We start from the raw sequence: 23,080 nt of genomic DNA on the forward strand, positions 1-23,080 counted from the left end.
ACAAATCCTTCCACGAAAGGATCTTCTTAAGAATTCCTCGCTAGGTTCCAACAAGGCGCGGAAGACTGCAACGCAATGAGTAACGGCGTAGACACATCGGCGGACAAAAATGTGCTCGACCTGACGCGGAACATCCGCAACCGGTCGACGAACCGTGCCGTGCGCTCCACCCGCGAACGACTGCAGTCTGGCCAGGGCACCTCGCCGGCCTTCGACGTCGAGATCCTGGCGATGCATATCGCGGCCTGCCTTCAAGGTGCGGCTGTCATCCCGATCATCATCCTGCTGATAGCCGCCTCCGGCGCCTACTTCACCTCGCAGCCGCATTTCATCGTGTGGGGCCTCTTTGCGCTGTCGATGCACGCCATTGGCATCATGATCGTCAAGCGCGCATCGAAGAGCGAGATCACCCTGGAGACCCAGGGCAGCTGGAGGCGCATCCTGCTTCTCTCGCAGGTCGCCATGGGGATGTCCTGGGCGATCTTTGCCCTGCAGGATTGCGACACCTGCAATCCCACGGCCTTCACGTTCTATAAGGGCGCCGTGCTTCTGGTCGCCCTGTCGATCACCGCCATGGCGAGCATGCTCCTCCGCCAGGCTGTCCTGTTCGGCTTCCTCCCGACGGTGATTGCGCTCACCTTTTCCTCGAGCCGAAGCCTCGACATGCTGGATCTCGGCCTGACGGCCGTCTTCACCACCGCCCTCATTTTCTTCATCTACATCACCAACAGGCTGCATCAGGCCAATCTCAAGCTCCTGTCGTTCCAGACGGAAAAGGATGACCTGATTGCCGAGCTGGAAGTGGCGAAGTCGCTCTCGGATGAAGCGCGTCGGCGCGCCGAAGAAGCCAATATGGCAAAGTCGCGCTTCCTCGCCTCGATGTCGCACGAGCTGCGCACACCGCTGAACGCCATCCTCGGCTTCTCCGAGGTGATGGCGACGGAAGTTCTCGGTCCCTTGAGCAACCCGCTCTACAAGGAATATGCCGGCGACATCCATCGCTCCGGGTCGCATCTGCTCGAACTGATCAATGAGATCCTTGACCTCTCCCGCATCGAAGCCGGCAAGTATGAACTGAGCGAGGAAAGCGTCTCTCTGCTCGAGATCGCCGAAGACTGCATCGGCATGATCCAGCTGCGTGCGAAATCAAAGAACATCCGCATCGAACAGCAGTTCGAATCCAACCTTCCCTCGCTCTGGGCCGACGAGAAGGCGATCCGGCAGGTCATCCTGAACCTGCTGTCGAACGCCGTGAAGTTCACGCCCCAGGGCGGCGAGATCATGGTGAAGGCCGGCTGGACCGCCGGTGGCGGACAGTACATCTCGATCCGCGACAATGGCCCGGGCATTCCGGAGAACGAGATCCCTGTCGTGCTCTCCGCCTTCGGTCAGGGCTCGATCGCCATCAAGAGCGCGGAACAGGGCACCGGCCTTGGCCTGCCGATCGTCCAGGCGATCCTGGCCAAGCATGGCGGCGAGTTCAAGCTGAGGTCCAAGCTGCGCGAAGGCACGGAAGTCATCGCCATCCTGCCCCCGAGCCGCGTGCTGGAGAGCCTGCCGGCCGTGTCCGAGGTCAAGGCCGTCGAACCCCGCCGGCGCCAGTTCGCATAAGCGGTGTGCTCAGCCGAGGAAGGCCCGGCTGACCACGACGTAGAAGGCAAACGCGCCATTCGCGATGATCAGGCAGAAGACCGCAAAGGAGCCGAGATCCTTGGCATTGCGGCCGACGGTCGAGATCTCCGGGGAGATCCGGTCCACCAGTTCCTCGATCGCCGTATTCAGCGCCTCCACCGAAAACATCAGCATCATCAGGACGATGAAGCCCAGGAATTCGAACAGGTTCGCGCCGACAAGGGCGAAGATGACGAGCCCGCCGACAAAGCCCAGCAATTCGTGCCGGAAGGCCGATTCCTGAACCAGGCGCCTGAAGCCCTGCGCGGAATACTGGGCGGCTGCAAACAGATGCGCGACGCCGGTCTTCTTCTTGATGACAGTCGATGCGAGCGGCTCGGGACCACCGGCCTGTGCGTTGCGGTCAGTCATGGGACTTGTTGGATACCCCGGCCTGTTCGAAGGTCGCCATGCCGGAATGGCAGGCAGCCGCAGCCTTGACGATGCCGGCGGCAAGCGCCGCACCCGTGCCCTCGCCGAGCTTCATGCCGAGCGCCAGAAGCGGCGTCTTGCCGAGCCGCTCGATCGCGCGCAGATGCCCGGGCTCGCCCGAGACGTGGCCGATCAGGCAGTGATCGAGGGCTGACGGATTGGCGGCCTTCAGGATCGAGGCGGCGGCAGTCGCCACATAACCGTCGATAAGAACCGGGATCTTCTCCATGCGCGCAGCCAGAATGGCGCCCGCCATGGCGGCGATCTCGCGACCACCGAGACGCCGCAGCACTTCGAGCGGATCCGAGAGATGCTCCTTGTGGAAGGCAACAGCCTGTTTGACGGCCGCGACCTTGCGGGCCAGCACATCGCCTTCCGAACCGGTGCCGGGGCCGACCCAGTCTTCCGCCTCGCCGCCATAGAGTGCGAGGTTGATGGCTGCGGCGATCGTCGTGTTGCCGATCCCCATTTCGCCGATGCAGAGCAGATCCGTGCCTCCGGCAATCGCCTCCATGCCGAATGCCATCGTCGCGGCGCAATCGCGCTCGGAGAGTGCCGGCTCGCAGGTGATATCGCCCGTCGGGTAATCGAGCGCGAGGTCGAAGATCTTCAGCCCGAGATCATGCGTCACGCAGATCTGGTTGATGGCCGCACCGCCGGCCGCAAAATTCTCGACCATCTGCTGGGTCACGGACGGCGGGAAAGGTGTGATCCCATGTTTGGTGACGCCGTGATTGCCGGCAAAGATCGCGACCAGGGGACGATTGACGGCGGGAGCCTTACCGCTCCAGGCGGCGAGCCACATGGCGATCTCTTCCAGGCGTCCGAGCGCACCCGGTGGCTTGGTCAGCTGCTTGTCACGTTCGCGCGCGGCCACCAGCGCTGCGGTATGCGGTCCCGGCAGGTCGCGCAGCAAGGCGCGAAAATCGTCGAATGGCAGGCCGGTAACGCTCATGGATCGGGCTTCCTTGTATTCTTCCAGCAAATCAGGCTTTGTGGCCTCTCTCATACTGACCGGACCCGTGCCGCTCAACTCAAAAAAGCGACGCAGGCCGTCGAGGACGAAACGGAAGGAACCATGCAGGTCATCGAGAACCTCGTCACGGAAACGATGCGCGCCATTTCCTTTCTGAGCCGCCTGCCGATACCGGATCGCTTCTTCGCCGGACATGATGGAAGCCTGAGCCGGACCGTTGCCGCCTTTCCCCTCGCCGGTCTGGTCATTGCCCTGCCGGCCGCGGTGATCCTCTTCTTGCTCTCGGCATTTGGCGCAGAGCCCGTGCTCGTTGCACTTATCGTCATTGCCCTGCAGATCATGCTGACGGGAGCTCTGCACGAGGATGGTCTTTCGGACACGGTCGATGGCTTGGGCGGCGGCGCGAACCGGGACAAGGCGCTGGCCATCATGAAGGACAGCCGCATCGGCACCTATGGCGCGCTGGCGCTAATCCTCTCGGTCACCCTGCGTGTCGTGTCGCTCGCGATCCTGATCGAAACCTTGCCACCGATCGCAGTTGGCCTCTCATGGCTTGCGACGGCTGCACTGAGCAGGAGCCTGATGGTCTGGCACTGGTCGTCTTTACCGGCGGCCCGCGCAGGCGGCGTGGCGGCTGCGGCAGGTGCGCCCGACAGTGCCGCGGCACGCATGGCATATCTTATCGGCAGCCTTGCCACGGCTTTTCTCGGTCTCCTCGCCTTGCCGTTCCATGCCTGGTTTGCGGCTTCGCTTTCCGCGCTCGCCGCGGTCGCCCTCTTTACCCGCCATTGCCGCAAGCGCATCGAGGGTCACACGGGCGACACGATCGGGGCCAGCCAACAACTCTCCGAGATCGGCTTCCTGCTGGCTCTTGCCATGATAGTTTAGGGACCCGATATAGGTGCGAAACCAAAGGGCTCGCGATGGAATCTCCCTGCATTCTCGTCTGTTCGATCGATGACAAGACCGGCTATTGCTTCGGCTGCGGACGTACCCGCCAAGAGATCGGGCTGTGGACGAGCTATTCGAGCCTCGAACGCCGCACCATCATGGCCGAGCTTCCGGCGCGCCTCGAGAATGTCGAGCGCAAGCCGCGCCGCGAAACCCGCCGCACGCGGATGATCCGTGAGCGCGAGGGCAGTTGATGCGGTTCATCCTCGGCATCGCCATCCTGGTGATCGGTCTCGTCGTCCTCGTCGTCAATCACGATAGCGGTCAGAGCTTTGGCATCGACAACGAAGCCTTCGGGCGCTTGGTCGTCGCACTGCCGATCCTGCTGATGATTTCAGCCGGTATTCTCGTCGGCCGCCGCTCGCTCGGCCAGAGCCTGCGCCAGATGGCGATCTGGGTTCTGATCGCGCTCGTGCTCGTCACCGGCTACCTCTATCGCGGAGACTTCCGCAGCATCGGTGAACGCGTCCTTGCCGGCCTCATGCCAGGGCGCGCCGTCACGGTCACAACCGCTGATGGTCGCGCCGAAGTCATCCTGCACAAGACCCTCGGCGGGCATTTCGAGACGACAGTCGATGTCGGAGCTACCTCCGTGCCGGTTCTGATCGACACCGGCGCAAGCTCGGTTGCCCTGCGTTATGAAGACGCCATGCGCATGGGCATCGATCCGGGCGAGCTCAGCTTCACGCGCACGGTCCTCACCGCCAACGGCCGGGCTTCAGCAGCACCGTTGCGTCTGCCCGAGATCCGGCTGGGCCCGATCGTGCGGACCGATGTCGAGGCCGTCGTTCTCGAGGAAGGCCTGCTTGACCAGAGCCTTCTCGGCATGAGTTTCCTCTCGACGCTGAGTTCCATGCAGATGCAGACGGACGAGTTGCGGCTGCGCGACTGACGCACTCCTCAGGGACGCAGCTTGTAGCCCGTGTGGAAGATCCAGGCGAGGAAGCCAAGGCAGGCAGCGAGGAAGACGCCGATCATGCCGAGGCTGATCAGGGGATGCACATCCGACACCTCGAAGAAGCTCCAGCGGAAACCGCTCACCAGATAAAGAACCGGATTCAGGTGGCTGACCGCCTGCCAGAAGGGCGGCAACATGTCGATCGAGTAGAATGTCCCGCCCAGGAAGGTGAGCGGCGGGACGACGAGTGACGGCACCAGGCTTAACTGCTCGAAATTCTTGGCGAGAATGCCGATGATGAAGCCCGCAAGGCTGAAGGTGATCGACGTCAGCACCATGAAGAGCAGCATCAGCAGCGGATGCGCAATGCTCAGATCGACGAAGAACATCGCCGTGATCAGGATGATCAGCCCGATCATCATCCCCTTGGTGGCGGCGGCCCCGACATAGCCGATCAGGATTTCTGTCATCGCGACGGGCGCCGACAGGATCTCGTAGATCGTCCCGGTAAATTTGGGAAAATAGATGCCCGCCGAACCGTTCGACACGCATTGGGTGATCAACGCCAGCATGATGAGCCCGGGCGTGATGAACCCGCCATAGGAAATGCCGCCAATGCCCTCCATCCGCGAACCGACGGCAGCGCCGAAGACGATGAAGTAGAGCGCGGTGGACAGAACCGGAGAGATGACGCTCTGCAGCAGCGTGCGGCGCGTGCGCGCCATCTCGTAGACGTAGATGGACTTGATGGCTTCGATATTCATGCGGCCTCTCCGATCAGCGAGACGAAGATGTCTTCAAGAGACGTCTGGCGGGTGGAGACATCGCCGACTTTCAGACCGGCGGTATCGATGGCCAGCAGGAGCCGCGCGATCTCCCCGTCCTCGCTTCCGAGTTCATATTCATAGACAAGTTCACGCCCGTCTTCACCGAGCGCCAGCGAGTAGCCGGCAAGGCTGGCCGGGATCACCTCGATCGGCTCGGTGAGCACGACCGACAGCTGCTTGCGCCCGAGCTTGCGCATCAGGGTGTTCTTTTCCTCGACAAGCAGCAGCTTGCCGCGGTTGATGACCCCTACCCGGTCGGCAATTCCCTGCGCTTCCTCGATATAGTGAGTGGTCAGGATGATCGTGACGCCGGTCTGACGCAGGCGCTCGACGAGTTGCCACATATCCTTGCGCAGCGCGACATCGACACCCGCCGTCGGCTCGTCGAGAAACAGGATGCGCGGCTGGTGCGACAGCGCCTTGGCAATCAGCACGCGCCGCTTCATGCCGCCGGAGAGCTCGCGCAGCGCATTGTTGCGCTTGTCATAGAGGCTGAGGTCTTTCAGGACCTGCTCGATATAGGCGGGATCAGGAGACTTGCCGTGCAGACCGCGGGAGAAGCTGACGGTGTTGAACACCGTCTCGAACATATCGGTGGTCAGTTCCTGCGGTACGAGGCCGATTTCGGCGCGCGTCTTGCGGAAATCCTTGACGACATCGTGGCCAGACACGGTCACCTGACCTCCGCTGGGATTGGTCATCCCGCAGATGATCGAGATCAGCGTGGTCTTGCCGGCGCCGTTCGGACCGAGAAGCGCGAGGATTTCGCCCTCTTCGATATCGAAACTGACATTATCGAGCGCCTTGAACCCGTTGGAATAGGTTTTGGACAAAGATTTGATGGAAATAATGGGAGCCATGGGACACTCCGGGCTGCGGAAGGTCGGACACATATAGGCACCCACCCACGGCGAGACCAGAGCCGAACGGCCACCAAATCAGGAAAGCATGGTTTCGGAATAGACGCGGTTACGCCCATAGCTTTTCGCGAGATAGAGCAACTGGTCTGCCGCAGCGAGATAGTTACTGAAGCTCTCACGGCCCGCGATCTCCGCGAGACCGATCGAAATGGTGACATTCAGGTCCTGGTCATCGAGCGCCACCCGAAGGCTCTCTATGTCGGCGCGCAGGGTCTCGCAGAGCGCGGCACCCGCCTCGACATCGAGCCCCAGCATCAAGACGCTGAATTCCTCGCCACCCAGGCGCGCCAGAAGATGCCCGCTCCCCTCCAGCCGGCGTGCGAGCTTGGCGCCTACGGCCTGCAGAACACGGTCACCGATCTCGTGACCATAGGTATCGTTCAGCTTCTTGAAGTGGTCGATGTCGAGCATGGCGATGCAGCAGGCCTCGCGCCGCTCGAGCCGTCCGGCCACCTGCGCCGGCCCCTCATCGAAGAAGTAGCGGCGGTTGGGAAGCCCCGTCAGATAGTCGCTGAAGGCAGCGACGCGCAGCTGTCTGAGCTGCGCCAGGGTCTCGATATTGTGCTGGATCCGGCATTGCAGCTCTTCGACGACGTAAGGTCGGTAGACGAAATCATTCGCACCACCCTTGAGGAAGCTCGCCGACAGCAGCCGGTCGGCCGAAGAGGAGATGCCGATGATGCGAAGGCGATCGCTGTTGTGCTCGCGACGGATCCGCCGCGTGAGTTCGTAACCGTCCATATCGGGCATGTGGTAGTCGGTGATGACGAGCTCGATATGCGGCTGACGCGCCAGGATATCCAGAGCCTGATAGCCGGTTGCCGCCTCGTAGACCTGGAACTTCTGGACCCGCAGCAGATCGGCCAGCATCGACCGGGCCGACGGCACATCGTCGACCACGAGCACGCCGACATCCCGGTTGCCGAGCAGCCGCAAGACGGAGGACACCACCATATCGATGGCATTCTCGTTGTTCTTCACATGGTAATCGGCAACGCCCTTCTGGAGGAGCCGGTCCCGCAGATCGCGATTGAAATCCGCCGTGAAGACGACAGCCGGGATGCCTTCGGCGATGACGGCATCGAGCACCTCGCCATCGGACGCGCCGGGCAGGTTGAGATCGACGACGGCGACATCGAAGGGGTCACCTCGGCGGATGATGTCCCGGAAGACATCGGCGGACGCGCATTGCGTGACCTGGCAGAAGAAGTCCTTCTCGAGCCGATGCCGCATGAGGGAAGAAACCGACCGAGAGTCCTCGATGATGAGAATACGGCCCTGTTCGGCACGTTTTGCACTCAGCGCCCCCTGGCGCGCATACATCTGCTCTGAAAAATACATAAAATACCCACCACCTCGCGAGGTCGCTTGAAAAGCGACCTCTTCCCAATGGCAGGACATTAGCGACCTTGGTTATAAGTCGCACCTATTTTTTGCGGGCTTGCGCAGCTTTGATTTGTACCAGTGTGTCCAGGTTCTGGTTGACGCGGCAATAAAACTCTTCGTCGATGAAGGGACGCAGCATGAAATCGTTGCCGCCGACCTTCAGGAAGCGCGCGGAGAGGAGGCGATTCGTGGATGACGAGACCCCGATGATTCGCAGTTCGTGAGATCCGCGGACCGAGCGGATGCGTCGCGTAAGCTCGAAGCCGTCGATGTCGGGCATGTTGTAGTCGGTGACCACAAGGCCGATGTCCGGATTGGCCTTCAGGATCTCGATGGCCTTGGCGCCGCTTTCGGCGAGGCTGACCCGGAAGTTGTAACGGCGCAGGCGGCTCGACAGCAGCGCACGGGCGGTGGGGCTGTCATCGACGATCAGAACGTGATGACGATGGTTGGTGAGGAAGCGGTAGACCGATTCGGCCAGCATCTCGACGGCAAAGACATTGTCCTTGAGGATGTAGTCGACGATGTCCTTGGCGAGCAGCTTCTCGCGCATCTCGTCCTGGAAGGTCCCGGTGAAGACGATCGTCGGAATGTTGCAATCGATCAGATATTCGAGCGCTTCACCGCTTTCGGCACCCGGCAGGTTGATATTGGAGATTGCCAGCACCACCGGCTCTTGCGACAGCTCGTTCGCCATCTGCAGATCCTCGAAGGTCCGGCAAATCTCGACATCGACGCCCATCAGCTCCTTCAGGCGCTGACTGATCATCTGCGTGAAGACGTTGGAGTCTTCACCGAGGATGATCCGGATATCGGGAAAGGTCTCTCCCGAATATTGCATTCCAGAAACGCCGAGAACTGCCATGGCTAGCCTTTGTGTGTCTTGTTTATGGACAACACAACTATCTGAAGCCATTTGCGGAACCGTTAACTGCGGCCTCTCGGCGGCAGCAAGGACGGTTCATAGTTAAGCATTTCAGAATATCGAGTTACAACGGTCAGCGCCTGCAAACCCGGCACTATTTGATCGTGGCGACGCCGTCCTTGATTTCCACGGTCTCGCCACCGGCCAGACCGATACGATCGCCGTTCGGCAGCGTCAGAAAGCAACCCGACGAGCAGATCACGTCCGACCCGCCGGCATCGAGCGAGATCTCGACCTTGTTGCCGTCTTCGACCACGACGATCACCACCGAAGACGATCCGATATTGACGACGGAGGCCGCAAAAGCGGGACCGGCGACCAGCGCACCCGCGAGCACCGCGACCAGTTTTGCATAGAACTGCTTCATGCCGACAGCGAAGCCTGAGGCTTCGTCCTCTCAACCGCGGTCGGTCAATCCCGATCGCTCCTGCCCTTCTTGTGCCGCATTGCGCCTGAATGGCGGCTGAATGCAGCGTTCATGGCAAGAGTTTGTCATCATCCGTGTCCGGTGACAATTCCTCGGTCGGATCCGATCGCTTCTGCACCTCACGGGCCCGGCGCCGAACCAGCGCCTGCCGATCGTGATCCTGAACATGCAGCATGACGTCCTGATGCGGATACGGCATGACAATCCCGCGCGCCCGGAAGCGGCTTAGGATCTCCATCCGCACCTCGTTTCTGACCTTCAATCCATCGCCGATATCGGCGAGATGAAAACGCAGTTCGAAATCGAGCGATGACGCGCCGAACCGCAGAAACTCCACATGCGGTTCCGGATTGCGCATGATGTCGGTCCGCTCGTTCACGACCTCCAGCAGGACATCCATCACCTCCTGCGGATCGGTGTCGTAGGCGACGCTGACCGGCACCTCCGAGCGCTGCATGCGATTGCGATGCGTCCAGTTGCCCAGCGGCGAGTTGATGAGCTCCGAGTTCGGCACGATGATCGATTGGCGGCGGAACGTCTCGATCTCTGTGGCGCGCACAGAGATGCGCTTCACGATGCCTTCGTTGACGCCGGTGATGACGTGATCGCCCACCTTGAACGGCCGCTCAACTAGAAGGATGAGGCCCGAGACGAAGTTGGATACGATGTTCTGGAGGCCAAAACCGATCCCGAGGGAGAGCGCACCGGCGACCAGCGCCAGGCTGGAGAGGTCGATGCCGGCAGCGGAGATGCCGATGATACCGGCAATCCCGGTCCCGAGATATCCCACGCCGGTCTTGATCGAGTTGCGCACGCCGCCATCGACATGGCTGCGCGCCATGACATTGCCGTCGAGCCACTTCTGGAACCAGCGCGTGACCACCAGACCACCGGCAAACAGCAGGATGCCGCCGAGGATGCCGAAGATGGAGATCCGGATCGTGCCGATATTGATCTCGGTGAAGAGGTTGAACAGCCAGAGCTGCAGATCGCGCGGCTGGAAGCCCCAGGACATCAGGATCAGCGGAAGGCCTGTCGCGAGCGCAAAGATGTAGATGAACAGCCCGGCCGCGATCCCGCTTTGGTCCAGCCCCACGGCCGACAAGCGGAAGCGCCGACCGATGAAGCGACCCACACGGGTCTCGCCAAACTGATTGGGCGCCGAGATCGCCTTGCCGGACAGGATGCCGATATACATGGTCGCAAAGACTGCGCCCGTGAGCACGATCTGCGTCGCGAGGAATCGAGCAAGCCCCACATAGCCGATGGCGGCAGCAAGGATCAGGACTGCACCGACGACCCTCAGCGTGATCGCAATTGCCCGCGGCCAAGGCCGTCCCCGCTGGGCCGGGTTTCCATTCTCCGCCAGCACCGGCCGCAGGAAGGAGACCAGGAAGAGAAGCAGTCCGACGATCACCGAGGACGCGAAACTCTTCATGACGGTCAGCACGACCGGCGAACTGTAGGTCTCGCTGACAACGGACAAGACGTAGTCCAGCCCATTGATCAGCGCCATCAGGAAGATGGCGATGCTGATGTCGCGGGCGCCCTTGTTCGACAGCCGTACCAGCCGCCAATTCGGCGCGGCTGGCGCCATCACGGCACGGGAGATGGCGGTGACGAAGAAAACAAGACCGATCAGCCCGAACACGGACGCAACGATCGGCGCGATGTCGGGTCTCAGAACATTGAAGGTGTCGAGCAGGAAATAGGTCGACGCAAGGAAGAAGCTGAGCGCCAGCGACGGCAGGATCGTGGAGAAGAAGGCAACGGAAAACCGGCTGAGATAGGACGGGTTTTCGATTGTCGGATCGCGGCGGTTGATGCGCCCGAAGAGCCGGTATTCCGCAAACAGAATGAGCGAAGCCAGCACCATGGACAGAACGACGGCGATGGCGAGCGGCAGCGCCTTGAACTTGAAGACGAAGGTCAGCCAGCTCATGATACTCCGCTGCACCCGGTCCGCATCCGCCGCAAAGGACTGCAAGGCCTCGTCCAGAACGCTGCGATTAATCTCGGTATGCTCGAACAGGCGGCTCGTAAAGAGCGCGCGCCGCGTATCGGATATGCGATCGGAAAGCGCCTTGGCGTCGATGGAAAGATCCTCGGCCTGCCCTGTCAGCGCGTTGACCTCGGCCCTTGCCGCATTGAGCCGCGCACGTTCTTCCGCCACGCTCGCGCTTTCCGGTGGCTGCCCTTCCGCGGGCGGCTCGCCCAGCTCGGTCAGGCGGGCCTGGATATCGTCGATCCGCGGACGCAGATCGACGGTGGTCGCAAGCGCCTCCCGCACCATGGCGTCGGACTTGACCTTCAGATCAGCGAGAAGCCCGTCGTCCTGAAGGTTCTTCTCGACCTGATCACGAAGGGCAGCAAGACGCGCGCGCGCCTCCTCGATCCGGCGCTCGACGGCGACGATCGTCTCATCCCGCGCGGGCGCTGCTGCGGGCTGGGGTGCGGCAGTTGTCGGCGCGGGCTGGGGTGCGGCGGTTGCAGGCGCAGGCTGGGCGGGAGCGGCCTCCGGGGCTGCGGGCGCGGCAGGAGCCGGCGTTGCCGTCTCGCTTTCCTGCGCAAAGCCTTCGTGCGGACCGATGAAAAGCGACGGACCTGCAGAGAGCAGGCTGAGCGCAACGACAAGGGCAAACGGGCGGAAGCGGATCAAGAGGATGTCCAGTGCGAGAATGAAATCCGGCGGACAATAGATCGAGCTTAAGGCAAAAGAAAGAACGGCTTAAAGGCATTGAGCCGCCGGTCACACGGGGCCGGCGGCTACCGATTTTTCTTAGACCAGCGCGGCGCGCAGCGTCTCGAAACGCTCCACCTGCTCGTCCAAAAGGTTGCGCTCCTTGTCTCTGCGGACGAAGACCTTGAACATTGCCTTGCCGTCGGCATTCATGAACCAGACCGAGCAGGATCGGCGCCCATGGAAGCCGCGATCGACGAAGGCGATTGAGACACAGCGCTCCTTGCGGATGTGCCCGCCGATCGGACTGTCGCCGTGGATGTTGAACCAGCCGTGGCCTTCGCTGCCATCGGGGAGGCGCCCTTCGACTTCCAGCACGATGTCCTCGGTATGCACGATCATCAGGATCTCGCCCCACGAGCTCAAGTCCGTCCAGATCCGCTCCCACTGCTGAGCCGGCACGACGACGGCCGCGCCCTCGGGGAGAACCGAAAGCACCTCGGCGGGCGTCACCTCAGCCTTGGCAGCAATCTGCTCGATCACGCCATCGGGTTTCTCGGCGAGCGCTGCAATCGCTCGTTCCCGTCTTTCGCTGCTGGTTTGCGTCAGCGTGTCCATCATCGCCTCACGCGGCTTCGGGGGCGGAGCGCTTGCCCGAGCGATCTTCGTGGATGATCACGTCGAAGCCTTCGAAATGCGGACCCGACAGATACTGCACCTTGCTCTCGCCAGCACGGGCATGGGCAGCGCGGAACTGCTCGGACTTGGTCCAGGCGACGAAATGGGCATGTGTCTCCCAGACCGTGTGCGAGGCATAGAGCGTGTGGTCGTCCGCCTTCGGCCCCTTCAGCATGTGGAATTCGATGTAACCCGGCATCTCTGCGAGGCGGCCCTCACGAGCCTTCCACTGGTTTTCAAAGGCTTCTTCGAAGCCCGGGACGACGCGAAAACGGTTCATGGCGATGTACATGGATCAGTTTCCCTCTCTGGAAGACGCTGTTTCGCCGAGGTCGCACATGCTTGCGGATAGAGAGCTTACCCTGAAATCCGCCAGCGTGGAACGACCTCGCTCTGTTGCCTTCCTATTTAAACTTGTGTATCGCAGTCAAGTTAATTGTCGGGCTGTCGGCCCGACATGACGATCTCCACATCGGCACCCTGTTGGGCGACCCTGGCCGCTCTTCAGACGCCCGAAACACAGGTTTGAGCGCATCCATGTTGACCCTTCGCCCGTCGCGCCGTCAGGTGCTTTCCACCGCCTTCTTCGCCCTGACGCTCTCGCTCACACTCCCCACGACGGCTTCGGCCAAGGATGCCGAACGCATCGTTTCGATCGGCGGCACGATCACGGAAATCATCTACGCGCTCGGCGAAGGCGACCGGGTCGTCGCAGTCGACACGACAAGCCTCTATCCGCAGGAGGCCACAGCGAAGCCGAACATCGGTTATGTCCGGCAGATCTCGGCCGAAGGCGTCCTCTCGCAGACGCCGGATCTGATCATCGCCGAATCCGGCGCCGGTCCGGTCGATGCGGTGAACATCCTGAAGGCGAGCGGCCTGCCCTTTGTCAGCATCCCCTCCCCGCCGGAGACGGCGGCGATCCCGGACAAAATCCGCGCTGTCGGCGAGGCCATCGGCCGCCCGGAAAAGGCAGAGGCACTGGCGAAGTCCGTCGAGGAAAGCCTCAAGGCGATCGAGGACAAGGTGGCGGCATCACAGGGTGCCAAGAAAAAGGTGCTCTTCGCGCTCTCGCTCGCCAATGGCCGCGTGATGGCAGCCGGCAGCCAGAGCTCGGCAGACGCGATGATCCGTCTCGCCGGCGCAGAAAATGCCGTCTCGACCATCAACGGCTACAAGCCGCTCACCGATGAGGCCGTGATCGCGGCAGCACCCGACGTGGTGCTCGTCATGAGCGGTGGCGCCCAGCACCTGACGGCCGAACAGGCCTTTGCCCTTCCGGCCCTCGCTGCTACGCCGGCCGGACGCAACAAGGCGTTTCTCACCATGGACGGCCTCTACCTCCTGGGTCTGGGACCGCGGGCTGCCGATGCCGCCCGTGATCTGAATGCCATGCTTTACCCGGAAGGACAGTGACCGTGAACACGCTGGCCCTGATGTCCACCTTCGGCAGACGTGACGGAGATCGATCCGCGCTCGGCGCGCTGGTCATCGCTTTGCTGGCTGTTCTGCTGATCATCGCGATACTGGTGTCGATCGTGATCGGTCCGACCGGCGTCGGCCTGCCCCATCTGATCGCCTATCTGACGGGTGATGCGGCAGCCATCGACCCGCAGAACCGGATCATCCTCGAAGCCGTGCGGCTTCCCCGGACAGGCTTGGGCTTGCTGATCGGCGCAGCACTCGGCGTCTCCGGTGCCATGATGCAGGGCCTTTTCCGCAATCCGCTGGCAGATCCCGGCATCGTCGGGGTCACCTCTGGCGCGGCTTTCGCCGCCGTCATCGCGATCGTTCTCGGCCCGACCCTGCTCTTTCCGCTCCAGGCCTTCTCCGGCGAGCAGTTCCTGCCGATGATGGCATTCCTCGGCGGGCTCGCCAACACGCTGCTCCTCTACGCGATCGCGACGCGCAACGGCCAGACCTCCACCACCGCTCTCATTCTCTCAGGCATTGCGATTGCCGCCATGACGGGTGCTGCGACCGGCCTCCTGATTTTCATCGCCGATGACCGGGCCTTGCGCGACATCACCTTCTGGTCGCTCGGTTCGCTGAGTGGCGCAACGACCTCCAAGATCGTCGCGATCCTTCCCTTCGTGCTCTTCGTTGTCGCCATCATACCCTTCGTTGCCCGGGGACTGGATGCCCTGATCCTGGGCGACGCCGCCGCCTTCCACATGGGCGTGCCCGTGCAGCGGCTGAAGCGGATGACGATTCTGGCTGTCGCCGCCGCCTGTGGCGCAACGGTGGCCGCCGCCGGTTCGATCGGCTTCATCGGCATTGTCGTCCCGCATCTGCTGCGCCTTGCCATCGGACCGGCACATCGGTTTCTCCTGCCAGCCTCGGCGCTTGGCGGAGCGGCCCTGCTGCTGCTCGCAGACACCGTTGCCCGCACCATTGCCGCGCCGGCAGAACTGCCGATCGGCATCATCACGGCGATCCTGGGCGCACCCGTCTTTCTGATGCTTCTTCTCGGACGGCAGGGCCGTCAGGCCATGGAGGGCTTGTGATGATCCGCGCGCAAAACGTCTCGGTCCGCCGCGGCGGCCGCAATCTCATTGAAGACATCAGCCTCTCTCTGGAACCCGGCAAGTTCACCGTGGTGATCGGGCCGAACGGTGCCGGCAAATCGACGCTGCTCAAGACCCTCTCGGGCGAGATGAAGCCGGACGATGGCGACGTCTACTACAACGACCGTAGAATCCCTACTCTGAGCGCTCTGGAGCTCGCGGCCGAGCGGGCCGTGCTGCCGCAGTCCACCGCCCTCTCCTTCCCCTTCACAGCGCTCGAGGTGGTGCGTATGGGCGCCGTGGCACAGGGGAGCCGCGATCCCAATCTTGCGGCACGAAAGGCGCTCGCCCGCGTCGATCTGCTGGGCTTCGAAGGGCGCAGCTACAATGCCCTTTCGGGCGGCGAACAACAGCGTGTGCAGCTCGCGCGTGTCCTCGCCCAGATGCCGGACCCGGTCGCAAACGGCCGACCGCGCGCCATCTTTCTCGATGAGCCCACGGCAAGCCTCGACATCGGCCATCAGATTTCTGTCCTGGAGATCGCCCGCGATTTCGCAAGGCGTGGCGGGGCCGTGCTGGCAATCCTGCACGATCTCAATCTAGCGGCGGAGTTTGCCGATCATCTCGCCATCCTGCACCATGGCCGCCTGATCCGCGAGGGAAGCCCCAAGGCGACGATCGACGACGACACGATCGCCCATGTCTACGGCCTGTCTGGCACGGTCGGACGCGTCCCCAGCGCCACAATCCCCTACGTCCTGCCGCAATCCCGGTTCAGCGCATCTCGCTGAGCCGGCTACCGGTGTTGTCCACAGTTATCCACAGGGTGACGCCACACAATATCGCAAAAAACCCGATACATAACGGGAACACGATCGACCGGCGGGCGATACATAAAGAGAACACCGCCGTTCGGATCAGGGTGTTATCGGCTGCGTAAGACTCAGCCAATCGATTTCCCGGCTAACATCCTCGGCAAACGCTAATAGGCCGACGCAGTTGAGCAGCACGCGATGTTCAAACACAAGCTGAATGGTCCTCGGAGAGAGGTCCGAAATACGTGTTTCAGTGTTCTGAGAGAAGAATTTGGTGGGTGATGTAGGGCTCGAACCTACGACCCGCTGATTAAGAGTCAGAGATTCGCACGTTTCACCACCATTCGCAGCCGTTCGCTATCCACACCCACACCCGTTGCACTACAAGGCTTTCCGACGCTATGAAAGGTCGCGAACGTTCCATCACGTTTCACCGCCGACCACCCAATTCTGTTACCCCAGCGTTACCCCGAGGAAGCCCATGCCCAAAGCCCTTACCGTCAAAGCGATCGAGGCCTTGAAGCCGAAGGACAGCAGGCAGGAGATTGCGGACGGTGGGTTGCCGGGGCTCTACATCATCGTCCAGCCTTCCGGAGCCATGAGCTGGGCGATCCGCTACAGGTTCGAGGGCAAGCCTAAGAAGCACACGCTAGGGGCCTATCCGGCATATGGCCTTGCAGCCGCACGAGAGGAGGCGAGCAAGGCACTAAGGACAGTCTCAGAGGGGAGAGATCCGGCAGCGGAGAAGGTCGCCAGAAAGGCGAAAGAAGCCGGGACGCTGGTGGACGACGTGCTGGACGACTTCATAAAGCGCCACGTCGAGAAGAAGAACAAGCCGAACACGATCCGCGAAAACAAGCGCATCATTGACAAGGAAGTCAGGCCCAAGTGGGGGAAGCGGGAAATTGCCAGCATCAAGCGGGCAGACGTGATCAAGCTCATTGATGAGGTGGGCGAGCGGGCGCCGATCCTTGCGAACAGAGTGCTTGCCCTGCTTCGCAAGTTCTTCGCCTGGTGCGCAGAGCGGGACATCATCGAAGTCTCGCCTATGCAAAAAAAGATCCAGGCGCCAGGGCAGGAAAAGACCCGCTTTCGCATCCTTACAGATGAGGAGATCCGCTGGCTGTGGAAGGCCTGCGATAAGCAGGGATGGCCGTTCGGCACGTTGGCAAAGCTCCTGCTCCTCACGGGCCAACGTCGAGCTGAGGTTGCCGAGGCAAAGCGCAGCGAGTTTGACACCGCCGGCAATGACCAGCTTTGGAAGATCCCGGACCACCGATCGAAGAACAAGAAGGAGCATTACGTTCCGCTATCGGGGCTCGTGCTGGAGACGATGAAAGAGATCCCGGACGTGAAAAGCGAATACCTGCTGACTACGACGGGCGAGACGCCCATCAGCGGCTTTTCCAGGGGCAAGGCAGCGATAGACGCTGACATGAAGGAAATAGCGAGGAAGGAGGCAGAGGAGAAAGGAGAGGAACCGGACGAAGTGATTATAGAGCCGTGGACGCTGCACGACTTGAGACGGACAGCGGCCAGCGGCATGGCCCGTCTAGGCGTTCCGGTTCATGTGGTTGAGGCTGTGCTGAACCACCAGAGCGGGACGATCAAAGGGGTTGCCCGCGTCTACAATCGGTATGAGTATGCTGAAGAGAAGAGAGATGCACTGGCCAGTTGGGCAGGCTACGTCACCAGTCTTGTGAGCCGATAAATGCTGCCAGACATATTTACCCCGGAGGAAGTGGCCAAGCATTTCGGCTGGTCGCCTCGTAAGGTCCGCCAACTAGCTAGGAAGCTGGGAGCATGCAGCATCTTAGGTAACAGGATGGTCATGAGGCACGAGGATGTTGCTACTCTTCTTGAGGCGACGAAGCCACCTGTAGCGCCCAAACCAGTTTCGAGCGATGTCGCTGCAGCCTGGAGGGCGCTTGAGCGAGCAAAGGACAGAGAGAAGCTAGGCCGGGGGCGGCACCGATGAACGATGAAGCACAAAGCAAAGCGTTTACGCCTCGAACGTTGGCGGAGCGATGGCACTGTTCAGAGCGACACGTCCGAAACATGATCGATCGTGGGGAGATCCGAAGTTTCAGACTGGGTGGGAAGCTTCTACGGATTAGGCGAGAGGACGTTGAACAGTACGAACTAGGGGAAAGGAGTGAGGCAGAGCCTAGAGGCTTGAAAGACTGGTAAAGCTTGGCGCCTCGCCTTAGGGCTGGTTTTGCCTGTTTCCATTTTCAAGCCTTTGCAGGATTTCTTTCACAACCCGGATATCCGTGCCCAAGGCATTGAGCGTGGTTTCGAGAGAGCGCATGGAAACGGACGCATCGCTTGACTGCTTCTCAACAGCCTTCAGGCGGAGCTCCTGAGTGTCTAGAACACGCATTGATGCCTCAACGGCAGTCAGGCGCTTGTCGAGACGTTCGATCCCGATAGCGTTTGCTTCCGAGCGATTCTGTAGCTCGTTCCACGTCGCACCCCACGTCATGAACCCGCCAACGAAACCGGCCAACATGACTATGGTGTTCAGATTGAATTCGAATTTCCATGCTGGCGCGCGCATAACTTCGGGTCCCTTATCGGTCAAATCCCCGCCCTTTCAATGCTCATGCGTATTGGATAGTTCACTTCCGGCAGGCCGAGTCCCGGCGGCACTGCTGGTTGTTGCTTGAAATGGCAGGCCCGGCAGTCGGATCCTGAGAGGCGGCCACAGCCGCAGCGGCGTTGGTGAACTTGATGAACTGGTATCCGCTACCGCTCGTCGCAGCTGTCTTCTGGCAGCCCACTATCGCGCATGAAGCTAAGGCAACGCTCGCGATCCGGCAGAGCAAGGAAGTCTGCATTGTTCTTCTCCATTGTTTCGATGCGTTCAAGGGCGGCATGAGCTGCCGCCAGCTTTGCGGCTTCGCGCTCGTCGGATCGAGCAGCCGGAATCCACCACAGGGAGGCGAGGAGGTAGCAGGCAAGGAAGCCAAGCGCTGCGCTTGCCGCCAGCTTTGGAAGATCGAGCAGGCCTGACATGCTACGTCTTCCACCCGAGGCGCTTTGCAACGGCGTAATAGACTTCCGTTGCGGTCCACATGATCAGGCCTAGAGAGGCGTCAACCAGCGCCGTCATCAGCGTTTCAACGTCGGGATTGGTCATTAGCTCCTGCACAACTTCACGCGGCACCATGTACCCCATGAGGACGCCAGCAATGATGCGCAGGAGGATTCGGGTAATAGGGCCAGTCATGCCTTTCGTCCTTTCATTGCCGAGAGGATGGCCGCGAACAGGGACGCGAGCCAGTTTCCGCTTTTCACCGGCTGCCGTTCGATCGTCGCGGGCTTGGGAGCCGATACTTTGGGAGCAGGTTCTAAGGTTTCGCGGGGAGCTTCTAAGGGATCAGGTTTGAGTGGATAGCCGGCGGCAACCAGCGCCCGCTCAAAGGCCACGGCGTAGCCAGCAATCAGATCCGCCTTGTCGGTCCCGTTGATGATTTTCCGAGCCGCCTTGTATTCGGCACGGTCTAGCGCGTCGGACTCGTCAAGCTCGTCAATGAAGTCGTTGAACCCCTTGCCAGTGAAGGAGCCCAGCTCCATTCCTTCAAAGAGGATCTGAACCGCAATCTCAGGGTCAAGCGCCTTGTCAGGATCAGCCACGAGATCCACGCCGAGGGCTTCGGACATCTTCTCATAGTTGACCTTATGGGTGATCTGCGCGAGGCCGCGGCCCAGCCAGGACTTGCCGGCGCTATCCTTGCGCCAGTAAGCCGATCGAACCCACGGCATCCGGCCGCGCTTCCATGAGCTTTCCAGGCGAGCGATAGCGGTATCAACGGACGGGTTCTTGCGCTCGCTTAGCTGCCGCGTCTCAATGACCGGCTGCATTGAGTGCCCCGTCTCGTGATAGGTGGTCGAGAGCGCATAGGCGAGATGGTTTCGCAGAGTCCCGCGCTTGACCGCCTCGTTGATTATGCGCTCCGTCCCGTCAACCTGCCCCTGAGAGAGAGACGTTCCGAAAACTCCGGAATCGCGACGGCGCAGCGCCGCATAGAATGCGGTTCTGTTCATGATGTTTCTCCAAGAACTTGATTAGGAGGAGGGTTACGCGCTACGCACCGGCTGAGAGGAGACGCGCAAGCGCGCTCCTAAAGATTGTGGGCAAGGCAGCGGGTATGGACTTAGCAACAATTGAGCGCACAAAGCTCTTGGCGAACGCTCTAGATCGAGTTTCTACCGCTTGCTTGATCACCGGCTTCCTGACACCCTTCGCCGCAGCACACGCGCCGACTGTGGCTCCCGAAACTCAGGCTGGGACGACAATTTCCGTAGGGATTTGGATTCTGGCTTTTCTAGCGCTACATTATATGGCGCACATCGTCCTCGGAAGGCTTGAACAATGACCGTCAGCTTCTTCTATTTTGGACTCCCCATTGCACTGATGGCCTTGGGTTTGGCTGCAGTTGGAGTGCATGGTTATCTGCTTCGTCCGTCTGCTAAGGTCACAGAGGTGCAGGCAGATCATCACACGGAAGAGCTAAATAGACTTGAGGCAGAGACGGTAGCGCTAAAAAGTCTACTGCACCAAGCTATCTTAAAAGAGCAACAGTCTAGTTCAGACGAGCAAGCGTCTTCTCCACGTGTCCACCTCAGTGAAGCATACTACTCTACGGGTTGGGACAGCGACACAGGCCGGATTGTTGCGCGCGTAAGCAAGGCGGGCAGAGCAAGCGCAACTGCAGCCACCTCTCATGGCGTCATTACACAGGCCGAGATTGGCGGATTCTCCACACATGCAGAGTCCAGAGATAAAGACGACCGGCGCACTGCAGCGGTGAGCAAAGAAAGCTAACCTTCCTCCTCGGGTAGATCGATGATCACCTCGTAAGGCTGTGTGTGCGGGTTCGCCTTGAAGGCATTGATGATGGCCTGCGTCTGCGGCCACGTCTCTTGAGCCTCAAGAGCCCCCACGAGCGAGAGACTGAAGTTAACGCCAGGGTTCGGAGTAATGGTGTTCCAGACCCAGAACTTTTTTGCCGTACCGTTGGGCGGGATCTCGTTGGGGAAAAGGCGGTGGATCAGCAATCCCTCTGCGCCCGATACAGCGGCCCAGATGCGCGGCTCAGTCACGCCGTTGATTTCCTGCTCGAATACAACCTTTGTCATTTCTGGCATGTCCCTTTTTCCTTGGTTAGAACGAGTAAAGCGTGAAGCCGAACGAAGGAGGATCAATGAGCGTCCCGCCCGCGTGGTCCTTCACCTCGATAAAGAAATAGTCCTCGCCACGTTCGGAGAGGGAGACGCTGATGCCGTTGTTGGGAACCACGACCAGCTCATCTGTCACGTCGATCGGCTCCCCGAGCAAAGCCATGTAAGAGCCCATATCCATGCGGAAGATGCCGAGGACATTGAAAACGCCCTTCATGTCATCCACCACGCCGTCGTTGACCGAGACGCAAAGGGCACATGCTCGTTCGCGGCGCGTGTTCCCGACTGGCAAAGGATCAGGATCAACCGGCTCCGGCTCCGGCTCGAACGGCAGCGCATCCCCCATAGCTTGCGCCGCCGCAGCTGCTTCGGCGAAACGTGCATCCGTTTCCGTGATGTGATACGGCAGGCCGTCCACCATAGCGACAAACGTCCCATCTGCCCTGCGATACTGAAGAGTAATCATGCGATCCTCCAAGAAACACCGGTCCAGACCATCCCGGATTGTCCGTTCTGCGCCACCCCACCGCCCGCTACGATTGTCGCATTGATGCCCGCCCCCCATACGCCGGTTGCTGCGACGTAACCTGCCCATATGACCAACCAAGTGCCGCCGAGGGGGGCGCTATATCCGCCGCTCGTAGGGGTGCCCCACGCAACGACCTGACCGACGCCTGATGCCAGCTGAGGTTTTGGCGTGACCAGAGAGCTGATAATCGTGAACAGTTCGGATGCGGACAGATCCGTGGGGGCTCCTGTTCCAGCACCAGATGCCCGCCCCTTGACCGTACCTTGTGCCATATTGGCGAGCTTGGCATTTGTGAGGGAGCCGTTCGCGATCCCCGCCGCATAGAAGGCCGTGCCGTTGCACCAGAGAACGACATACGTCCCATTGGCGACGGTCAGTGTCGAGCTGCCGTTGATGGTCTCTGAACCGTTCGGATCAATCACGACATCGCCGCCGTCTGCCTGAACGAAACACTTCCAATTTGCGCCGAGCGTTGCGGCTGCCGTGAGCGAAAGTGTGTATACCCCCGTAAACCGAATGTGTGTATTAACGTCTCCCGCAACAGCTGTGTAATTGGCGCTCTTCGTTACCAGCTCGCCGACTGCTGCCTGCTCCGCCTCTGCCGCAGACTGTGCCGCGGCCGCTGCGGAGTTGTTAGCAGCTGTCGCAGATCCGGAAGCGGCCGCGGCATACCCTTGCGCCTCTGTAACAGCTGCGTTCAGGTCGCCAACAGGAAAGACAACCTCAAACCTCGTGCCGGTGAAGTAGAGAACCGCCTGACGGGCTGCAGTGAACTCGCCAGGGGCAATGTCAGAGGCGTTCCCGTACTTCACGTCATACGTGCCAACTCCGGCAACCTGGATTGTGGTTGCGCCCGTGTTGGTCGAAGAAGGCGTGATGAGGTAAAGCCGGTTAGACCTGAAGCCTTCCGGCTCAGAGACGACAACCGCGTCGGCCGTGCCGCCCGTGACCGTCAGGTTATCGACAGCCGACTGCCGAAACAGCCGATCATAGGTCATCGGCACCCAGGATGAGCCGGTGGAATCCCATTCCTTGAGAACGGCTGGATCGGTGTTCTTGTCGAGCCAGAGCTTGTCCGTTGCTGGCGCGGACGTGCCGTCTTCGAGGTTGCTGAACACGCCAGCCGCACGGAGAGCAGCAAGCGTCAACTCAGACATCCGCACGAACTTGCCGCTGGAACTCGTCAGCTTTGGGTTCGTGACGAAAATCCCGTAATGTTCGCTGTCGTCAAAATCGACTGCCATTTCTTTACCTCATGCGAATGGGGCCCA

At 60.9% G+C, this 23,080-nt stretch carries 27 protein-coding genes; 11 read left to right on the plus strand and 16 right to left on the minus strand.

Annotated elements, in window-relative coordinates; translation table 11 throughout:
* Positions 1 to 75: 75 nt before the first annotated feature.
* A complete protein-coding gene (locus tag M1E12_RS09320) occupies positions 76 to 1,611 on the plus strand; it encodes a sensor histidine kinase (RefSeq protein WP_479564488.1) in 1,536 nt (511 codons plus the stop codon).
* A gap of 9 nt (positions 1,612 to 1,620) precedes the next feature.
* Here M1E12_RS09320 and M1E12_RS09325 read toward each other — a convergent pair whose 3' ends face one another.
* Both M1E12_RS09325 and cobT read right to left on the minus strand, forming a co-directional pair.
* A complete protein-coding gene (locus M1E12_RS09325) occupies positions 1,621 to 2,043 on the minus strand; it encodes a diacylglycerol kinase (protein WP_479564489.1) in 423 nt (140 codons plus the stop codon).
* Complete coding sequence (gene cobT / locus M1E12_RS09330; RefSeq protein WP_113460933.1) at positions 2,036 to 3,058, minus strand: nicotinate-nucleotide--dimethylbenzimidazole phosphoribosyltransferase; 1,023 nt, start codon at positions 3,056 to 3,058, stop codon at positions 2,036 to 2,038. Before cobT ends, M1E12_RS09325 begins: the two co-directional genes overlap by 8 nt.
* Positions 3,059 to 3,181: 123 nt before the next feature.
* On the opposite strand from cobT, the gene cobS reads away from it, so the two are divergent.
* The 3 genes from cobS to M1E12_RS09345 are packed head-to-tail and all read left to right on the plus strand — an operon-like array spanning position 3,182 to position 4,922.
* Positions 3,182 to 3,967: an adenosylcobinamide-GDP ribazoletransferase gene (cobS, locus tag M1E12_RS09335; protein WP_479564490.1), complete on the plus strand. Its 786-nt coding sequence runs from the start codon at positions 3,182 to 3,184 to the stop codon at positions 3,965 to 3,967.
* 35 nt (positions 3,968 to 4,002) lie between these two features.
* A complete protein-coding gene (locus M1E12_RS09340) occupies positions 4,003 to 4,224 on the plus strand; it encodes a DUF1289 domain-containing protein (RefSeq protein WP_310239471.1) in 222 nt (73 codons plus the stop codon).
* Complete coding sequence (locus tag M1E12_RS09345) at positions 4,221 to 4,922, plus strand: retropepsin-like aspartic protease family protein (RefSeq protein ID WP_479564491.1); 702 nt, start codon at positions 4,221 to 4,223, stop codon at positions 4,920 to 4,922. Before M1E12_RS09340 ends, M1E12_RS09345 begins: the two co-directional genes overlap by 4 nt.
* Positions 4,923 to 4,930: 8 nt before the next feature.
* Here the strand turns inward: M1E12_RS09345 and M1E12_RS09350 are convergent, their stop codons facing one another.
* The 8 genes from M1E12_RS09350 to hmuQ form a co-directional block, all read right to left on the minus strand.
* Positions 4,931 to 5,692, minus strand: coding sequence for an ABC transporter permease (locus M1E12_RS09350; RefSeq protein WP_113460914.1), 762 nt, complete (start codon positions 5,690 to 5,692; stop codon positions 4,931 to 4,933).
* Positions 5,689 to 6,615 carry an ABC transporter ATP-binding protein gene (locus tag M1E12_RS09355; RefSeq protein ID WP_136541510.1) on the minus strand — a complete coding sequence of 309 codons (927 nt, stop codon included), beginning with the start codon at positions 6,613 to 6,615 and terminating at the stop codon, positions 5,689 to 5,691. The genes M1E12_RS09350 and M1E12_RS09355 overlap by 4 nt, the downstream gene beginning before the upstream one ends.
* 78 nt (positions 6,616 to 6,693) lie before the next feature.
* Complete coding sequence (locus M1E12_RS09360; protein WP_246035089.1) at positions 6,694 to 7,998, minus strand: response regulator; 1,305 nt, start codon at positions 7,996 to 7,998, stop codon at positions 6,694 to 6,696.
* A 103-nt stretch (positions 7,999 to 8,101) separates the two neighbouring features.
* Positions 8,102 to 8,926 carry a response regulator gene (locus M1E12_RS09365; protein ID WP_113460917.1) on the minus strand — a complete coding sequence of 275 codons (825 nt, stop codon included), beginning with the start codon at positions 8,924 to 8,926 and terminating at the stop codon, positions 8,102 to 8,104.
* 154 nt (positions 8,927 to 9,080) lie between these two features.
* Positions 9,081 to 9,353 (minus strand): hypothetical protein, encoded by a 273-nt coding sequence (locus M1E12_RS09370; RefSeq protein ID WP_479564492.1) that lies wholly within the window; start codon positions 9,351 to 9,353, stop codon positions 9,081 to 9,083.
* A gap of 109 nt (positions 9,354 to 9,462) precedes the next feature.
* Positions 9,463 to 12,072 (minus strand): DUF3772 domain-containing protein, encoded by a 2,610-nt coding sequence (locus M1E12_RS09375; protein WP_479564493.1) that lies wholly within the window; start codon positions 12,070 to 12,072, stop codon positions 9,463 to 9,465.
* A gap of 120 nt (positions 12,073 to 12,192) precedes the next feature.
* On the minus strand, positions 12,193 to 12,711 hold the full coding sequence (gene hutX, locus M1E12_RS09380) for a heme utilization cystosolic carrier protein HutX (protein WP_479564864.1): 519 nt from the start codon (positions 12,709 to 12,711) through the stop codon (positions 12,193 to 12,195).
* A gap of 7 nt (positions 12,712 to 12,718) precedes the next feature.
* Entirely contained in the window at positions 12,719 to 13,063 is a 345-nt protein-coding gene (hmuQ, locus tag M1E12_RS09385; RefSeq protein ID WP_113460920.1) for a heme-degrading protein HmuQ, read from the minus strand.
* 245 nt (positions 13,064 to 13,308) lie between these two features.
* Here hmuQ and M1E12_RS09390 point away from each other — a divergent pair, with 245 nt between their 5' ends.
* From M1E12_RS09390 to M1E12_RS09410, 5 genes are all read left to right on the plus strand, one after another.
* Positions 13,309 to 14,187: a heme/hemin ABC transporter substrate-binding protein gene (locus tag M1E12_RS09390; RefSeq protein ID WP_479564494.1), complete on the plus strand. Its 879-nt coding sequence runs from the start codon at positions 13,309 to 13,311 to the stop codon at positions 14,185 to 14,187.
* 20 nt (positions 14,188 to 14,207) lie between these two features.
* Positions 14,208 to 15,278, plus strand: coding sequence for a FecCD family ABC transporter permease (locus M1E12_RS09395; RefSeq protein ID WP_479564865.1), 1,071 nt, complete (start codon positions 14,208 to 14,210; stop codon positions 15,276 to 15,278).
* The gene (locus tag M1E12_RS09400) at positions 15,278 to 16,069 is read left to right on the plus strand and encodes a heme ABC transporter ATP-binding protein (protein WP_479564495.1); all 792 of its coding nucleotides are present in this window, start codon (positions 15,278 to 15,280) and stop codon (positions 16,067 to 16,069) included. The genes M1E12_RS09395 and M1E12_RS09400 overlap by 1 nt, the downstream gene beginning before the upstream one ends.
* 505 nt (positions 16,070 to 16,574) lie before the next feature.
* Positions 16,575 to 17,804, plus strand: a complete 1,230-nt coding sequence (locus M1E12_RS09405; protein ID WP_479564496.1) for a tyrosine-type recombinase/integrase — start codon at positions 16,575 to 16,577, stop codon at positions 17,802 to 17,804.
* Positions 17,805 to 18,067: 263 nt separating this feature from the next.
* Positions 18,068 to 18,283: a helix-turn-helix domain-containing protein gene (locus M1E12_RS09410; RefSeq protein WP_479564497.1), complete on the plus strand. Its 216-nt coding sequence runs from the start codon at positions 18,068 to 18,070 to the stop codon at positions 18,281 to 18,283.
* Between the two features lie 16 nt (positions 18,284 to 18,299).
* On the opposite strand, the gene M1E12_RS09415 is transcribed toward M1E12_RS09410, so the two are convergent.
* Positions 18,300 to 18,653, minus strand: coding sequence for a hypothetical protein (locus M1E12_RS09415; protein ID WP_479564498.1), 354 nt, complete (start codon positions 18,651 to 18,653; stop codon positions 18,300 to 18,302).
* A gap of 173 nt (positions 18,654 to 18,826) precedes the next feature.
* Here M1E12_RS09415 and M1E12_RS09420 point away from each other — a divergent pair, with 173 nt between their 5' ends.
* Positions 18,827 to 19,108: a hypothetical protein gene (locus M1E12_RS09420; protein ID WP_479564499.1), complete on the plus strand. Its 282-nt coding sequence runs from the start codon at positions 18,827 to 18,829 to the stop codon at positions 19,106 to 19,108.
* Positions 19,109 to 19,112: 4 nt separating this feature from the next.
* Here the strand turns inward: M1E12_RS09420 and M1E12_RS09425 are convergent, their stop codons facing one another.
* Entirely contained in the window at positions 19,113 to 19,325 is a 213-nt protein-coding gene (locus M1E12_RS09425; protein WP_479564500.1) for a hypothetical protein, read from the minus strand.
* Positions 19,322 to 20,143, minus strand: coding sequence for a glycoside hydrolase family 19 protein (locus M1E12_RS09430; RefSeq protein WP_479564501.1), 822 nt, complete (start codon positions 20,141 to 20,143; stop codon positions 19,322 to 19,324). The genes M1E12_RS09425 and M1E12_RS09430 overlap by 4 nt, the downstream gene beginning before the upstream one ends.
* Positions 20,144 to 20,471: 328 nt before the next feature.
* Here M1E12_RS09430 and M1E12_RS09435 point away from each other — a divergent pair, with 328 nt between their 5' ends.
* Positions 20,472 to 20,924 (plus strand): hypothetical protein, encoded by a 453-nt coding sequence (locus tag M1E12_RS09435; RefSeq protein WP_479564502.1) that lies wholly within the window; start codon positions 20,472 to 20,474, stop codon positions 20,922 to 20,924.
* On the opposite strand, the gene M1E12_RS09440 is transcribed toward M1E12_RS09435, so the two are convergent.
* The 3 genes from M1E12_RS09440 to M1E12_RS09450 are packed head-to-tail and all read right to left on the minus strand — an operon-like array spanning position 20,921 to position 23,053.
* Complete coding sequence (locus tag M1E12_RS09440; protein ID WP_479564503.1) at positions 20,921 to 21,247, minus strand: hypothetical protein; 327 nt, start codon at positions 21,245 to 21,247, stop codon at positions 20,921 to 20,923. The genes M1E12_RS09435 and M1E12_RS09440 overlap by 4 nt on opposite strands.
* 16 nt (positions 21,248 to 21,263) lie before the next feature.
* Positions 21,264 to 21,746, minus strand: a complete 483-nt coding sequence (locus M1E12_RS09445; protein WP_479564504.1) for a hypothetical protein — start codon at positions 21,744 to 21,746, stop codon at positions 21,264 to 21,266.
* Entirely contained in the window at positions 21,743 to 23,053 is a 1,311-nt protein-coding gene (locus M1E12_RS09450) for a hypothetical protein (RefSeq protein ID WP_479564505.1), read from the minus strand. Before M1E12_RS09450 ends, M1E12_RS09445 begins: the two co-directional genes overlap by 4 nt.
* Positions 23,054 to 23,080 lie beyond the last annotated feature (27 nt).

The sequence above is a fragment of the Rhizobium sp. K33 genome, assembly GCF_056501445.1.

Bases quoted from the DNA above. Each gene is read 5' to 3' on its own strand.
- M1E12_RS09320 (WP_479564488.1), top strand. From the start codon at position 76: ATGAGTAACGGCGTAGACACATCGGCGGACAAAAATGTGCTCGACCTG.
- M1E12_RS09325 (WP_479564489.1), bottom strand. From the start codon at position 2,043: ATGACTGACCGCAACGCACAGGCCGGTGGTCCCGAGCCGCTCGCATCG.
- cobT (WP_113460933.1), bottom strand. From the start codon at position 3,058: ATGAGCGTTACCGGCCTGCCATTCGACGATTTTCGCGCCTTGCTGCGC.
- cobS (WP_479564490.1), top strand. From the start codon at position 3,182: ATGCAGGTCATCGAGAACCTCGTCACGGAAACGATGCGCGCCATTTCC.
- M1E12_RS09340 (WP_310239471.1), top strand. From the start codon at position 4,003: ATGGAATCTCCCTGCATTCTCGTCTGTTCGATCGATGACAAGACCGGC.
- M1E12_RS09350 (WP_113460914.1), bottom strand. From the start codon at position 5,692: ATGAATATCGAAGCCATCAAGTCCATCTACGTCTACGAGATGGCGCGC.
- M1E12_RS09355 (WP_136541510.1), bottom strand. From the start codon at position 6,615: ATGGCTCCCATTATTTCCATCAAATCTTTGTCCAAAACCTATTCCAAC.
- M1E12_RS09360 (WP_246035089.1), bottom strand. From the start codon at position 7,998: ATGTATGCGCGCCAGGGGGCGCTGAGTGCAAAACGTGCCGAACAGGGC.
- M1E12_RS09365 (WP_113460917.1), bottom strand. From the start codon at position 8,926: ATGGCAGTTCTCGGCGTTTCTGGAATGCAATATTCGGGAGAGACCTTT.
- M1E12_RS09370 (WP_479564492.1), bottom strand. From the start codon at position 9,353: ATGAAGCAGTTCTATGCAAAACTGGTCGCGGTGCTCGCGGGTGCGCTG.
- hutX (WP_479564864.1), bottom strand. From the start codon at position 12,711: ATGGACACGCTGACGCAAACCAGCAGCGAAAGACGGGAACGAGCGATT.
- hmuQ (WP_113460920.1), bottom strand. From the start codon at position 13,063: ATGTACATCGCCATGAACCGTTTTCGCGTCGTCCCGGGCTTCGAAGAA.
- M1E12_RS09390 (WP_479564494.1), top strand. From the start codon at position 13,309: ATGTTGACCCTTCGCCCGTCGCGCCGTCAGGTGCTTTCCACCGCCTTC.
- M1E12_RS09395 (WP_479564865.1), top strand. From the start codon at position 14,208: ATGTCCACCTTCGGCAGACGTGACGGAGATCGATCCGCGCTCGGCGCG.
- M1E12_RS09400 (WP_479564495.1), top strand. From the start codon at position 15,278: ATGATCCGCGCGCAAAACGTCTCGGTCCGCCGCGGCGGCCGCAATCTC.
- M1E12_RS09405 (WP_479564496.1), top strand. From the start codon at position 16,575: ATGCCCAAAGCCCTTACCGTCAAAGCGATCGAGGCCTTGAAGCCGAAG.
- M1E12_RS09410 (WP_479564497.1), top strand. From the start codon at position 18,068: ATGAACGATGAAGCACAAAGCAAAGCGTTTACGCCTCGAACGTTGGCG.
- M1E12_RS09415 (WP_479564498.1), bottom strand. From the start codon at position 18,653: ATGCGCGCGCCAGCATGGAAATTCGAATTCAATCTGAACACCATAGTC.
- M1E12_RS09420 (WP_479564499.1), top strand. From the start codon at position 18,827: ATGAACTGGTATCCGCTACCGCTCGTCGCAGCTGTCTTCTGGCAGCCC.
- M1E12_RS09425 (WP_479564500.1), bottom strand. From the start codon at position 19,325: ATGACTGGCCCTATTACCCGAATCCTCCTGCGCATCATTGCTGGCGTC.
- M1E12_RS09430 (WP_479564501.1), bottom strand. From the start codon at position 20,143: ATGAACAGAACCGCATTCTATGCGGCGCTGCGCCGTCGCGATTCCGGA.
- M1E12_RS09435 (WP_479564502.1), top strand. From the start codon at position 20,472: ATGACCGTCAGCTTCTTCTATTTTGGACTCCCCATTGCACTGATGGCC.
- M1E12_RS09440 (WP_479564503.1), bottom strand. From the start codon at position 21,247: ATGCCAGAAATGACAAAGGTTGTATTCGAGCAGGAAATCAACGGCGTG.
- M1E12_RS09445 (WP_479564504.1), bottom strand. From the start codon at position 21,746: ATGATTACTCTTCAGTATCGCAGGGCAGATGGGACGTTTGTCGCTATG.
- M1E12_RS09450 (WP_479564505.1), bottom strand. From the start codon at position 23,053: ATGGCAGTCGATTTTGACGACAGCGAACATTACGGGATTTTCGTCACG.